The 13,995-nt window shown below is 42.0% G+C and carries 11 protein-coding genes; 9 read left to right on the top strand and 2 right to left on the bottom strand.

The genetic code is table 11. The annotated features are described in order from the left end of the window. Positions 1–88: 88 nt before the first annotated feature. The 9 genes from L2672_RS00245 to L2672_RS00205 all read left to right on the top strand — a co-directional run bounded on the left by L2672_RS00245 (position 89) and on the right by L2672_RS00205 (position 8,851). A complete protein-coding gene (locus L2672_RS00245) occupies positions 89–1,054 on the top strand; it encodes a hypothetical protein (protein ID WP_248993824.1) in 966 nt (321 codons plus the stop codon). 12 nt (positions 1,055–1,066) lie between these two features. Next, positions 1,067–1,966, top strand: a complete 900-nt coding sequence (locus L2672_RS00240; protein WP_248993823.1) for a DUF350 domain-containing protein — start codon at positions 1,067–1,069, stop codon at positions 1,964–1,966. 5 nt (positions 1,967–1,971) lie between these two features. After that, positions 1,972–3,744: a polyamine aminopropyltransferase gene (locus tag L2672_RS00235; protein WP_248993822.1), complete on the top strand. Its 1,773-nt coding sequence runs from the start codon at positions 1,972–1,974 to the stop codon at positions 3,742–3,744. A gap of 77 nt (positions 3,745–3,821) precedes the next feature. Next, complete coding sequence (locus tag L2672_RS00230; RefSeq protein WP_248993821.1) at positions 3,822–4,235, top strand: YjfI family protein; 414 nt, start codon at positions 3,822–3,824, stop codon at positions 4,233–4,235. Positions 4,236–4,245: 10 nt separating this feature from the next. Further along, positions 4,246–4,935, top strand: coding sequence for a PspA/IM30 family protein (locus L2672_RS00225; RefSeq protein ID WP_248993820.1), 690 nt, complete (start codon positions 4,246–4,248; stop codon positions 4,933–4,935). Between the two features lie 6 nt (positions 4,936–4,941). Continuing rightward, positions 4,942–5,595, top strand: a complete 654-nt coding sequence (locus L2672_RS00220) for a hypothetical protein (RefSeq protein WP_248993819.1) — start codon at positions 4,942–4,944, stop codon at positions 5,593–5,595. An 18-nt stretch (positions 5,596–5,613) separates the two neighbouring features. Beyond that, complete coding sequence (locus tag L2672_RS00215) at positions 5,614–5,940, top strand: hypothetical protein (protein WP_248993818.1); 327 nt, start codon at positions 5,614–5,616, stop codon at positions 5,938–5,940. A gap of 127 nt (positions 5,941–6,067) precedes the next feature. Continuing rightward, on the top strand, positions 6,068–6,892 hold the full coding sequence (locus tag L2672_RS00210) for an ion transporter (RefSeq protein WP_248993817.1): 825 nt from the start codon (positions 6,068–6,070) through the stop codon (positions 6,890–6,892). 408 nt (positions 6,893–7,300) lie between these two features. Beyond that, on the top strand, positions 7,301–8,851 hold the full coding sequence (locus tag L2672_RS00205; RefSeq protein ID WP_248993816.1) for a peptidoglycan-binding domain-containing protein: 1,551 nt from the start codon (positions 7,301–7,303) through the stop codon (positions 8,849–8,851). Positions 8,852–9,002: 151 nt separating this feature from the next. Here L2672_RS00205 and mrcB read toward each other — a convergent pair whose 3' ends face one another. Next, complete coding sequence (mrcB, locus tag L2672_RS00200) at positions 9,003–11,318, bottom strand: penicillin-binding protein 1B (protein WP_248993815.1); 2,316 nt, start codon at positions 11,316–11,318, stop codon at positions 9,003–9,005. A 46-nt stretch (positions 11,319–11,364) separates the two neighbouring features. Continuing rightward, positions 11,365–13,905, bottom strand: a complete 2,541-nt coding sequence (gene hrpB, locus L2672_RS00195; protein ID WP_248993814.1) for an ATP-dependent helicase HrpB — start codon at positions 13,903–13,905, stop codon at positions 11,365–11,367. Between the last annotated feature and the right edge of the window lie 90 nt (positions 13,906–13,995).

Here is a 13,995-nt window from a genome sequence, read left to right as displayed (position 1 = left end):
GAATATAGTCAAGATACTATACCCTGTAGCAAACGCGCATTAAAAAATATGCTCTATGCACATGAATTATATAACACTTGGAGAAAACATGGCTGGTAAGTTCCCCCGTGTATTCACATTTTTCATCATGCTTTTTATCGGAATAAGCCTAACCGGTTGTGGCGACGATAGACCTGAGCAAATTGAAAAATATCAGCAATTAACCGCTCAACGACTGACACAGTTAAAATCAGGGTTAGAGAATGGTCAATTACGTAATGCCACCTTACTAAAACAATACACTCAGCTACTTTCCAGTCAGAGTCCTGATTTAGTACCGCTATTAAACGAATTGGCTCTTGATGCGTCAACGACTGGGCCAATGTATCAGTCATTAGTACGTCGTCATGCTGATTTAGCTAATGCTGCAAACTATGTCGATTTAGATCAACAGTTAGCAGAAGCTGAAAACGTTTATCAAGCTACTGATATGAGCTTATACAACGATATGCTGTCTGATCCGGTCAACGTTGTTGCCGACCTATCCAATGGCAAGCTGGCAAGGGTTAACTCTATTAGCCGTGAAGCGGCAGCACTTGCCAATGGTAATGAAGACTTTGGCGCTGGCAGCCAATTGGTGGGTAACCCTTCTTACGGCAGTTGGCAAACAAACTCGAGCGGGACTTCTTTTTGGGCATGGTATGGCATGTATGCCATGTTTTCTAATATCTTCCAACGCCCTATTTATTACGACAATTGGTCTAACCGTCGAGGTTATAGCTACTACAATGATGTAGGGCGCTATCGTTATACCTCGCCAAAACAAGCTACGGCTCAAGCGAAGACTTTTGAACAAACTAAAAAGCGTTTTGAAAGCCAAGGCAAGCGATTTAATAGCCCTTATGCTAAAACACGTACGGGCTCAACCAGCTTATCTCGCCAAAGTGCGAGTGCGCCAAAAGCCAGTACTACAACGCGTACCGCCAGTAATAAATTTCGCTCAAACTACTCTAAAACCAGTAGTTTCCGTAATTCAAGTAGCCGCACCACTCGCGGTATTAGCCGTGGAAAATAAGTAGGACTAACAATGACATTTCTTCAACAATATGGCATCACAGAGCCACTACTGATTATTCTGGCAATCGACTTAGCCATTGCCATCGTTTTACTTGCCTTTATGCGCTATTTACAAGGTTGGTCGGTAAAGGTAAATAGTACTCAAGAGCTTGCCGAACGCGACAATTTTGCATTTGGGATCAGCACTGCAGGTGTCGTTGCAGCATTAGGTATTGTGCTTACTGGCGCAATCACCGGTGAAGCAGCAACCTCTTATACCATTGAGGCCATAGGCATGACGGCTTATGGTGTTTTTGGTCTAGTGTTAATTCGACTTGGACGCTTTTTACATGACAAAATTGCCTTAAATGAATTTCCTAAAAATGAAGAAATTCTAAAAGGCAACGTCTCTGTTGCTGTGGTAGATGCCGCATCAGCTATTGCTACCGCCATTATTATTCGCGCGGTATTAATGTGGGCAGAAGACATTACTATTGATACTTTCATCGCCATCTTTAGTGCATTTTTAGTCTCACAATTAGTGTTAGTGATACTAACTCGTGTCCGTGAGAACCGTTACGCTAAACGCAATCAAGGCGCATCAATGCAACAAGCCTTGCAACAAGGTCAAACAGCTTTAGCGCTACGACACAGTGGTTACATGATCGCTATGGCATTAAGCTTTAATGCTGCTAGCCACTTTATTATTTACATTCCATCTGCTTACGTAAGCAACATTATTGGTTGGTTAGCGTTCTCGTTTGTGATGTTAATTCTAATGAGTGTCATCATCACCATAGTGAAAAAGCTCGTACTTGCCGGCATTAACTTGGCAGAAGAAGTTGAGCAACAGCACAATATTGGTATTGCAGCAGTCGAAATGGCTATCAGTATCGCAGTGGCACTTATCTTAACGGCGTTAATGGCTTAATAATTATGTCTGACTCTTTGCTTGAAGCAAAACAACCTCAATCTACCTCGGAGGGCTTCAAGCAAAGTGATGAAGCCCCCTCACGTTTATCCCATTCAATTACTTGGTTTGATGATGCTCTTTTATTAGGCATCATGGCGCTGCTTGCTGGCTGTGGGTTAATTTATGAGTACCTATTATCCCACTATGCTGGGCGAATTTTAGGGGCGTTAGAAGCGGCAATCTACACCATGATAGGCTTAATGATTGTCTCAATGGGCGTTGGTGCTTTTGCGGCGCGTAAAATTAAGTGCGCCTTTACCGGCTTTGCCATGTTAGAGCTTACCGTGGCACTGTGTGGCTCATTCGCCATTATCATTACCGCCGCAGTGATTGGTTTTGGCCAGCAACTCCCATTAGCCATTGCCAATAACCTTGGATTACCGCCTGACCAACTTCCTAACGGCGGCTTTATTGCCATATTACAAGCGTTAAGCGAATACTTACCTTATGTTTGGGGAGTCATTTTAGGCTTAATGATTGGCATGGAAATTCCGCTAATTGCTCGTGTTAGGCAGTCGTTGTCAGAAGCACACTTGCTGCATAATGCAGGCACAATTTATGGCGCTGATTACATTGGTGCTGGCATAGGTGCTGCTATATGGGTCGGCTTTATGCTAGCCATCGACATTCAACTTGCTGCGGCATTAACAGCTAGTGTTAACTTGTTGGCAGGGCTAGTGTTTATTTGGCGTTTTTGGCAACAAATTAACCATGCAAAACTCCTGTTAATCGGCCATATTATTGCCAGTATTTTAATTGGTTTATTGGCCAGTAAAGGCCCACAATGGGAGCAGCATTTCAATAACCTGCTTTATAAAGATAAAGTAGTTTATGCCAAAGCCACTCGTTTTCAGCAACTGACTTTTACCGAACGGTTAAGAGGCAATGGTTTAGCGCCGGTTTATAATTTATATATTAATGGGCGACTGCAATTTTCCAGCAATGATGAACATATTTATCATCACTTTTTAGTTCACCCAACTTTAGCAGCCAGTGCGCGGCACGATAATGTACTCATTATTGGCGGCGGCGATGGTTTAGGCTTAAAACAGGTACTGGAATGGAACCCTAAGTCCGTCACACTGATGGATTTAGATAAAGATCTTGTTAGCCTGTTTAAGTCACCTCCTGATGATATGCCTAAATTTTTGAGCACGGCAATGTTGGCACTTAACGCCGATAGCTTAAATGACCCCAGAGTAGAGATTATTAATGATGACGCCTTTAATGGGGTCGATAACCTAATTGCTAACAACCAGCATTTTGATGCCATTATTGTGGATTTACCGGACCCCAGCCATCCAGATTTAAACAAGCTGTATTCCGATTTATTTTACCAAAAGCTCAACGAGCTACTTAGTGCAGATGGCGTGGTTACCGTACAATCGACCTCGCCTTACCATGCGCCAAATGCCTTTATTTCCATTGGCAAGACCCTAAAATCAGCTGGATTTAAGGTTAATCAGTATCATCACAATGTACCCAGCTTTGGAGAGTGGGGTTGGAGCATCGCCACTAAACAAGGGCTAGGCCCACAGCAAAGATTAGCTAATTTAACTCAGCTTCCCATAGAAAATGACTGGTTAACTTTAGGTTTAGTCAACGGCGCTTTTGAGTTCCCAGCCAATTATTACCAAGACGCAGACAAGGTTAACGTTAATCACATCGGTTCGTTGCAGCTATACCACTACCACTTAGCGGCATGGTCAGAAAACGAAGTGATGAATCTTTTTTAATGGATCAGATAGTGCTTGACATATTATGTCTCAATGCTATCTTTAACTCAGACATAATATGTCAATAAAGGACAACTATGAACATTCATACTATTGCTAACCATTTAAATGGTCTTTGTGACAAAAGCCAAACTGGCTTCCAATTTGATTGTTACCCCATTGACGGTGACGTTGAAGTTTTACAAGTCAATGTTGCGGGACGTGAAGAAATTCCAGTATTTGTTTCAGTTACCGACAACCAAATTTTATGTATCAGCTATTTATGGGGAGAAGATGAAGTCAATCAAGCTCGCCGTGCTGAAATGTTTGAAACCATGTTAGAGCTAAACATCCCGATGCCACTGTCTTCATTTGCCAAAATTGATGATAAATACGTGGTATACGGTGCATTATCAGTCGGTTCTAGCATGGAAGAAATTGAGCAAGAATTAGCAGTACTTTCAGACAACTGTTTGGAAGTTATCGACGAACTCACAGAGTTTTTGAAATAAGGAGTCAACTATGGGCATTTTAAATAAAATCCTTACCGCGTTTCGTGGTGGTGCAACTGAAGTAGGCCAAAGCATTGTTGATGCCAACTCTACCCGTATTTTTGAACAAGAAATTCGCGATGCAGAAAAGCATTTAACTAAAGCCAAGCGTGAACTTACCGATGTAATGGCCAAAGAAATGCAGGCTAGTCGTGAAGTTGACCGACTAAAGCGTAGCATTGCCGAACATGAAGGCTATGCTGTTCAAGCTTTAGAAAAAGAAAACGAAGCATTAGCCATTGAAGTAGCTGAGAAAATTTCGCAACTCGACCAAGAGTTAGCAGAACAACAAAGTGCAAATGATAGCTTTAGTTCTCACGCTACACGCTTAAAAGAATTGGTGAAGAAAACTGAGCGTCAGTTATCGGATTACCAACGTCAATTAAGCATGGTGAAAACCACTGAAAGCGTGCAAAAAGCAACCGCAACGATTACTGACTCTTTTGCCTCTAGCAACTCAAAACTGCTTAACGCTAAAGACTCATTAGAGCGCATTAAAGCCCGTCAGCAGCAATTTGATGATCGCTTAAAAGCCTCTGAAACTTTAGCCGAAGAAAACAGCGACAAGTCGCTACATGCGAAGTTAGCTGAAGCAGGAATTGGTGAGCAAAAGTCAAATGCCAATGCAGTACTAGATCGCATTAAAGCACGTAAAGGTTAATCGACTATGGGATTTTTAAGCGGCCTATTTGGCAAAAAAGAAGCTCCAAAACGTCAGCTTGACCATCCCACTAAACTGCTCAAGGGTGATATGTTAACCCTTGATGACAGTTTTGCTCTGCCCGCGCAATTGCGTGGGCAGCAGCTAAAAGTTGAGGCGATTCACACCTATGAATATCAACGCTCTCAACAATGTGAATTCATGCTACGTGGGCATGGTGCAAACCCTATCTTTATGTCTTTTATCGTTGAAGACGAGTCATACCTGAGTTTTTCAATCAAAGTAAACCGCGCAGTGGTTGAACAACTGTTTGATCTTGATGCTTTTGCTGAAATATTTGAAGAGCCGGGTCAGGCAAACCTAACACCACAAACGCTTTCTACAGAATTAGCTGAAGAGTTTGGTCAATGGCTAGCACAAGACTACCATCAGGTAGAATTTGCTGGATTTGGTTATTTCCATCGTGAAGATTATCGCAACCTCACGCCACCACAAGACGAGAATGGTCAACGAGGTGAAGCCTTTGAAAGCTATTCATTAGTCAACAATGACGACACTCACGCCCTTGATATTGAAGTCTATGAAGGCGGCGATACCGAAGTCATGTTAACCCTATACCGTCCACTCACTGACATTAGAGACTACTGGCCAGCAAGCTAATTAAGGAGATCTGTCTTAATGAGTAAAGGAAAGCCGTTACCGGAGAAATGGCTAAATAACCAAAAAGCCGCTAAAGCAACTCAAGTGGCATTTGATATTGATGAAAAGTTTCAATACTCAATTCGTAAAGCTGCACTTGATCGCGGTGTGAGTCCATCAGATCAAATTCGCACTATTTTGGGCCTGTCTGTTTCTAAGCGTCCTAAAAGACCTCGTCTAACCGTTTCTCTTAGCGGCGAAGATTACGTGATTCTGGCAGAAAAGTATGGTTTACCGTCTGACGCACAGCTAGAAATAAAAAAACGTGTATTAGATGATTTAGTCCATTTTGTTGATAAGAAATAATCTCAGTTCTGAGCTTATTCCAGCTGATTGTTTTACAAACTAGAATCAATTACTTCAGACTTGCGCTAGACTTATCCCTAGCGCATTTTTTATGATAGCCCTTATTCACTTGTAAACGGATTTATTCATGTTCAAATCAAAACGTTGGTCCACTAAAAACCTCCACACTCTCGACCCTTTTGATTTTGTCATGATGATCTTGTCATTCTTTTCAGTCGTTATTGTTCTAGCACTTACCTTTGGTAAATTAGACAAAGAAACCTACCGGGTATTGCTATATATCGACACCAGTATTTGCGTTATTTTTATGAGCCGTTTTTTTTGGGGCTTATACAAAGCGAGAGATAAAAAATATTACCTGACCCATCATTGGATAGATTTTGTCGCCAGTATTCCCGCCATCGAAGCGTTAAGAATTGCCCGTGTTTTCCAGATATTACGGGTTATCCGTTTAATCAAAATGAGCCGCTCATTCATTTGGCCTTTATTAAGACAACGTAAACAAACCACTTTAGCCAGCTTGCTGTTGGCAATGGTAATGATTTTAGCTAATGCTTCTGTGCTGATTTTAATTGTTGAAAGCGGGGTTGAAGGGGCGAACATTCATACCGCCGAACAAGCTATCTGGTGGGCATTAGTGACTATTTCTACTGTAGGTTACGGTGACTTTTATCCTGTTAGCACGTTAGGCCATGTAATTGGCGGTATTGTCATTGTAAGTGGCGTAAGCTTTTTCGGGGTAATTTCAGGTTATATGGCATCAGTGTTTGTCGCCCCAGATGAAAAAGAGCGTAAAGAGTCACAACAAGAAATGATTAAAAATGAATTAGATCAAATACTGGAACGAATGGAAGCTAATCAACAACAAATGGAGCAAAACCAACAAAAAATGTTAAATGAAATATCTCAGCTAAAACAGGAGCTCAGTAAAACTACAGATTCAAATAAATAACAAGCATACTCATTAATCCCATAATTTAGATATTTGAATACGGAATTAACTCACTGTAGATATGTACTATTCTAAAAAATAACCCTATATAAAATGATCATTCACAGCAGCCTTGAGACAACTTAACTGACATCATTTTTCATTATAAAAAGTCGCTTTTGCGGCTATTTTTTGCCCCCGTTCTAACGCCCGCAACATATCGACTTTCACCATAAAGTCAAAGCACACTACAAACAATTTGTGTTAATTCACTTTCCAATTTATGGAGATGCCCACACAGATACTCTCACAAAATTCATATATAAAAACCGCAACATGCATGTCACTCAACACCCCACCCTGATACATTCTGATACACATACAAGTAAAAGCATTTTTTAAAATGTTTATATCCATTAAAGAGGAATCATGGTGAAGTCTAAAACAATCTTTTTCAAATATAGTGCTCTATCTACATCTATTGCACTACTACTTAGCGCATGCTCAACAACCCCACAACAGGAAGTCTCTTCTTACTCAGCTGCTGAACTTGAAGCACGAAATCAAGCACTTCTAGAGCGAGAAACGGCCATAGCAAAACGAGAAGCTCTAGCACAAGAAGTCGCAATGCAGAGCAGCCTTGACGAAAACGGTGAACTACTTCCTCCAAATGCTAATGCCGGTGAATGCTACGCTAGGGTATGGGTGGAACCAACCTATGAGCAATACACTGAACAAGTTTTAGTAAAAGAAGCTAGCCAGCGTATTGAAGTCATTCCAGCACAATATGAAACAGCACTCGAAACAGTAACGATACAACCTGCTAGCTATAAAATCGTTGCTGAACCTGCTACATATGACACGCTTACAGAACAAAAAGTAGTTCAAGAAGCGGGGACTCAATGGTTAGTTGATCTTAAAAAAGGCAGTGCACCTGCCAGTTCTGAGATTTTAAAAGCCGCATCAGACCATGGAATTAATCTAAGTTCTGCTGAAGTTGGCATGTGCTATCACGAACACTATCTACCAGCCAAATATGAAGAGCAAAACGAATCAGTTTTAATCAGCGAAGCCTACGAGAAGGTCGATACTGTTCCTGCTGAATTTCGTTGGGTAGAAAAGCGCATATTAATCAAAGAAGCAAGTACGCGTATCGAAGAAGTACCCGCGCAATATGAAACCGTAACGGAAAATGTAGTTGATATTCCAGCACATACCATTTGGAAAAAAGGCACAGGCCCAATCCAAAAAATTGATGAAGCTACAGGCGAAATCATGTGTTTAGTGGAAGTACCTGCAACCTATAAGGCAGTGAATAAACGGGTACTTGTATCACCCGCAACAACCAAAACTATTGAAATCCCAGCTGAATATGAAACTGTGAAAGTACAAGAGTTGGTATCTGAGGTACAAGAAATTCGCACTCAAGTTCCAGCAGAGTATAAAGATTTAACCGTAACCAAAAAAGTTTCAGACGTTAAGTTTGTATGGCATGAAGTTCACAACCTTGAACACCCTTCATCAACCAGAACGGGTAATAAAATCTGCTTAACTGAAACTCCAGCTAAATATGAAACTGTGACTCGTCAAGTTGTGGTTCAACCTGCCAGCACTAAACGTATTGAAATACCTGCAAAATACGAAACAGTGAAGATCGATAAACTTGTTAATCCAGCTCAAGAAAAACGCATCGATATTCCTGCCGAATATGAAACGGTTACATTAAATAAAGTGAGTAAAAATGGCTTTATGGAATGGCGCCCCATTTTGTGTGAAACAAACATGACACGTTCAATTATTATGGATATTCAGCAAGCCCTTGCAAGTAAAGGCTATAACCCTGGTAAAGTCGATGGCGTATTCGGTCATGACACCATAAAAGCAGTAAATGCTTTCCAAAAAGATAATAACTTACCAACCGATCAGTATATTAATATGGAAACCATTAAAGCTTTGGGGCCACAGTTTAATAAATTATAAGTGAGTAATTTTCCCCATGTTACCTGCATATATTTATGTAGCTAATATTTATGTAACTAAGCCTTAAAATAAAAGCCAGTAACTTAAGTTACTGGCTTTTATCTATTTGGGATATGGCGACATAAATTTACAATGTTGGTTAAATACTTGGTTATTCTCCCAGCAGTTTCTGCCACCAAGACAGCGGCTCACCACAGTTTGCAGCAGGCTTATAACTAGCTTGATGAGCAGGCAGATTAATTACATTATTACATTTAGGCTGCATGGGGGCACCAGTGGTACGGTCAAAATAACCATTAACAATTCCGTTGGCAGGTGGTAAACGCAGGCTTAATGGAGGGCGTTGTTTCAAGAACGCTTGATACACCGCCATCGCCCCGCTACTGCCGTAAAGACCAGTTTTACTATTGTCGTCTTGCCCTACCCAAATAGCGGCCACGTTTCGCTCATCAAACCCAGCAAACCAAGAGTCTCGGCTTTCATTACTGGTTCCGGTTTTACCCGCTAATTTGACATAAGGGAAAGTGGCTCCAAGGCGTTTTGCAGTTCCTTTTTGAACCACTTGAGTCATAGCATATTGCACTAAATAATCGGTTGCAGGATCAATAGCCATTGCATTCTGCGGGCGACTGACTTGCAGCGGGTTATTTTCACTATCTAACACAGCGGTAATAGAAGTGAGTTTGCGATACCGGCCTTCGTCAGCCAAGGTTTGATACACTTGTGCCACCATTAAAGGTGAGCCATTTACCGCCCCTAATAGCATAGAAGGGTAAGTTGAAATGGCATCGCTCCATCCTGCTTTCTTCAAGGTAGAGGCCACATTATCTACACCTACGGCTAAGCCTGTATTCACAGTAGGTACGTTCATTGAATCTCTAAACGCTTCCAATAATGGCACTTCGCCACTAAATTGTTTATCGACATTTTGAGGCGACCAAGTTTTACCTTCACCATTTTGCAAAGTAATGGGTTTATCAGCTAATGGCGAAGCTAAATTAAACTGCTCAGGCTTAGCCAACGCTGTGGCATATACAAAAGGTTTAATTAACGAGCCAATGGGGCGACGGATTTCAACGGCACGATTAAAACCATCGAAACTAGGTTGACGATCTCCCACCATGGCGGCAATACCACCAGAGTATTTGTCAGTGACCACCATACCTACCTGAACATTTTTAGTGCGCTCATCAAGTGACTTCATGGTGGAGATTACAGCTTTTTCAGCTGCATCCTGTGCCATGGGGTCAAGCGTGGTATACACTTTAATACCTGATTCATTTAGCAATGTGCTGCCAAAGCGCTCAGATAATTCATTTTTAACCACAGCAAAAAAGGCAGGTAATTTTTGTTGCACAGACTTCTTACTGTCTCTCAGGCCTAAAGGAGATTCAACCGCTGCCTTATATTGCCCCACAGTAAGCCGATCATTTTCCATCAGCAAGCGCAATACTAGGTCACGTCGCTCTTGCGCTCGCTCTGGATATCGCCACGGATTGTAATAAGACGGACCTTTAATGACCGCAACTAAAAAGGCTTGTTGAGCTACCGTTAATTCAGCAACAGGACGACCAAAATAAAACTGTGAGGCAAGCCCCATACCGTGAACGGCACGAGCTCTATCTTGCCCCATATAAACTTCATTTAAATAAGCTTCTAGAATTTCATCTTTGCTGTATCTAAAATCAATAATTAACGCCATCACGGCTTCGCGGGCTTTACGAATAAGTGAACGCTCACTACTTAAAAAGAAGTTTTTAGCCAACTGCTGAGTTAAAGTAGAGCCACCTTGTACAGTACGACCAGCAGTAACATTGACAAAAGCCGCCCTTAAAATTGCCAGTGGGTTAACCCCATGGTGATCATAAAAACTGCGGTCTTCCACCAGCAGTAGGGAGTCCACCACTAAACTAGGCATTTCATCAGTGGGAACAAACAATCTATCTTCGCCATCACCAGCAATAATGCGGTCTAATAATACCGGCTCTAAATGGAACACCGCTAATTCACGTTTATCACTCATACGCCTAACAGAGCTCACGCCTAAATCATCAAAGCTAATCATCACTCGTTGTTCAGCTTGATTACCCTCAGGGTGTAAAAACGGTCTACGCCATAATTCAATGCGAGTGCTTGATGCAGAAAACTCACCCACTTGACGAGGGTTAGCCACTTTGCGATAACCTAATAATTTAAGCTCAGACATCAGCTGTGGATGGCTCACAGCAGCCCCAGGGTATAACGCCATTGAACGGCTAAATACTTGAGCCGGTAAATGCCATTTTTGCCCTTCAAACTTTTTGGCAATAACTTGGTCAAGATAGATTGCGTACAACAAAACAAAAGCAATGCTGATTAACGACAACTTCCAAATAATTGACCAGGCGGCTTTCAACCAAGACTTTTTGCCTTTAGCGGCTTTCTTTTTGGTTGGTTTTTTTCTTGTTGCGGATTTCTTTTGTGTCATGTTCTTCTACAAAATGATGTTTCAATAATAAGTAACGGTGAATGATTTATAAGCCTGGCGTCTTCTTTTTAGTGAATTTAGTCGCGTTGGCGTTCAATGGATCATCTGGCCAAAAATGTTTGGGATATCGACCCCGCATCTCTTTTTTCACTTCAACATAAGGCCCATTCCAAAAGCTGGCTAAGTCCGCTGTTGTCGCAAGTAATCTTCTCGCGGGAGATAATAGTTCCATGCTTACGGTAAGTTTACCATCAAATATGGTCGGACTTTGTGCTAAACCTAATGCTTCTTGCAATCGAACACTGAGTAACGCTCGAGTTTGAGATAAATCAAAATAGGCTTCCCCTTGATCATTTGTGGGCAATTGGTAATAAATCGGCGCTTTTGTTCCAGTGGACATTGGCCAATTTACCGGAGCAAGTTCATTTAGTCTTTGCTGTTGAGGCCATGATAGGAAATTCAATAATAGCTTATCAATATCCACTTTATTAAGTTGAGATAGGGTCTTAACCCCCGCTAAGTAAGGCTTTAACCATTGTTCAATAGTGGCTAACAAACCACTATCTGAAAAGTCAGGCCAAGGTTTGTCAGTCACATTATCCAGATGAGCAGCCATCATCACTCTTAACTGCAGTTGTTTTGCAGTATCAGTCATATTAAGTAAGCTTAAACCTTGTTGTTGAATTTGTGCCATTAAGGCATGGGTAATATCAGCATCACTGATGTTAGTGTCGGGTTTATCGCTAAGCACAATGCTGCCTATTTGAGTTCGCATTGAGGCAAAAAATCGGCCTTTTTTATCATCCCACCCACTATGACGTTGCTGCTGTACCAGCTGAGATAACTCATTGTCTAAAAGCCGCTCATCTAAAGCACTGGCTAAATAAACCCGACCCGCATTACGCCCTTGAGTTTGTTGAAAATCAGCAACGACTAAAAATGTTTCATGAGCCAAACTATCTTCTTCAGCTAAGGTTACGCCAGTGCCGTTACTGAGTAAAAAGCCCAGCTGCCCTCTAGATTTTGCAATTCTATCGGGAAAGGCCAACGCTAATAAATGACCTATGTCGTAGTCACTGGCCTGTAAGCTAACAGATGTTAACTCGCCTTTTATGGCAAGCTTACGTTGCCATTGTTTGGCTTGTTGGCCCATTTGCCCTTGGGTTGCTATGGGTAAATACCGACTAATATCTGCACCTTTAGCCGGTAGCCCTCTGGCCTCAACAATGGTCGCAATCAAACACGCTAATAACCCTAAATCAGATTGTTGCCGTTCAGCAATCGATTTAGCGGTTAATAACATATGCGCCAAGCGAGGATGGCAGCCTAAATCATGGGCTTTGCGACCCAACGGAGTAATTTTATTGTCGGTATCGACTAAACAAAGTCGTTGTAATAATTGCCAAGCAAGCTGTTCATGTACTTTAGGGGCGGGGGTTAATAATGCTAGCTCGTTGATCTGTTTCGCCCCCCAACAAGCACAATCTAATGCGGTTGAAGTCAGCTCAGATAACATAATATCGGGCATTGAGGCTTTGCTTAATCGCCCTTGTTCTTCTTGGCTCCATAATCGAATAGCCTTTCCGGCAGACAACCGCCCTGCACGCCCACTTCGCTGTATTGCCGAGGCCTGGCTAATGCGCGTTAAACTCAAACGGCTCACCCCAGTTTTGGGGTTAAAGGTGGCACTACGCTGATAGCCACTGTCCACCACTGTGGTTACCCCCTCGATGGTTAAACTCGACTCAGCCACATTGGTACTTAACACTACCTTTTGAAAACCCACTGGTGCGGCTTGAATTGCCTTATCTTGTTCTGCTGCAGATAAGTTGCCATATAAAGGACACACAAGCACTTTTTCACTTATTGATGCTAATAACCGTTTTGCTAGCTGATTTATTTCTTTCTGGCCAGGTAAAAAAGCCAATATCGCCCCGGTATCCTTACCGCTATTAACCTCTTCAACAATAATGCTCGCCATATGAGCTAACCAATCTTGAGACGAGCTTACCGGACGGTAAAGAACCTCTACGGGAAAACTGCGTCCTTCACTTGTGATGGTAACGGCTTCCGGTAACAGGGTGCTTAACTCAAGCTCATCTAAGGTTGCCGACATTGCCAGTATGGTTAAATCTTCTCTTAATGAAGATTGCACTTCTAATGCTAATGCTAAGCCGATATCTGTCGGTAAATGACGCTCATGAATTTCATCAAAGATGATTAAGTCGACACCATTAAGCTCTGGATCGTCTTGGATCATTCGCGTTAACACGCCCTCAGTCACCACTTCTAACTGAGTATGTTTACCTACTTTACTGTCACCTCTAACCCGATAACCGACCTGTTCGCCTAATGGCTGTGATAACTGCTGTGCGATAAAGCTAGCCACTCCCCGAGTCGCAACTCGCCGAGGCTCAAGCATAATAATTTTACCCGCCACAATACCCGATTGCAGAATAGCTAACGGCAATGCAGTCGACTTACCTGCACCTGTTGGCGCTTGTAATATAATTTGATGATGCGAAGCGATTGCTTCAAGAATATCAGCTAATACACTATTAATAGGTAAGGCTAAATCAGAGGCCATGTCGTTATTATTTACCAACGGGAATCAGGTTGAATTTGAGCGGCTTAGTTTACTGAGCTCACGGATGAAAGCAAACTAGCAAAAGATTAA

Source organism: Shewanella gaetbuli (assembly GCF_023284065.1).
In the GTDB taxonomy this organism is placed as follows: domain Bacteria; phylum Pseudomonadota; class Gammaproteobacteria; order Enterobacterales; family Shewanellaceae; genus Shewanella; species Shewanella gaetbuli.
The sequence above is the reverse complement of the archived record's forward strand: the minus strand, read 5'-3'. Positions and strand labels throughout refer to the sequence as shown.

Bases quoted from the DNA above. Each gene is read 5' to 3' on its own strand.
- L2672_RS00240 (WP_248993823.1), top strand. From the start codon at position 1,067: ATGACATTTCTTCAACAATATGGCATCACAGAGCCACTACTGATTATT.
- L2672_RS00230 (WP_248993821.1), top strand. From the start codon at position 3,822: ATGAACATTCATACTATTGCTAACCATTTAAATGGTCTTTGTGACAAA.
- L2672_RS00215 (WP_248993818.1), top strand. From the start codon at position 5,614: ATGAGTAAAGGAAAGCCGTTACCGGAGAAATGGCTAAATAACCAAAAA.
- L2672_RS00235 (WP_248993822.1), top strand. From the start codon at position 1,972: ATGTCTGACTCTTTGCTTGAAGCAAAACAACCTCAATCTACCTCGGAG.
- L2672_RS00205 (WP_248993816.1), top strand. From the start codon at position 7,301: ATGGTGAAGTCTAAAACAATCTTTTTCAAATATAGTGCTCTATCTACA.
- hrpB (WP_248993814.1), bottom strand. From the start codon at position 13,905: ATGGCCTCTGATTTAGCCTTACCTATTAATAGTGTATTAGCTGATATT.
- L2672_RS00210 (WP_248993817.1), top strand. From the start codon at position 6,068: ATGTTCAAATCAAAACGTTGGTCCACTAAAAACCTCCACACTCTCGAC.
- mrcB (WP_248993815.1), bottom strand. From the start codon at position 11,318: ATGACACAAAAGAAATCCGCAACAAGAAAAAAACCAACCAAAAAGAAA.
- L2672_RS00220 (WP_248993819.1), top strand. From the start codon at position 4,942: ATGGGATTTTTAAGCGGCCTATTTGGCAAAAAAGAAGCTCCAAAACGT.
- L2672_RS00245 (WP_248993824.1), top strand. From the start codon at position 89: ATGGCTGGTAAGTTCCCCCGTGTATTCACATTTTTCATCATGCTTTTT.
- L2672_RS00225 (WP_248993820.1), top strand. From the start codon at position 4,246: ATGGGCATTTTAAATAAAATCCTTACCGCGTTTCGTGGTGGTGCAACT.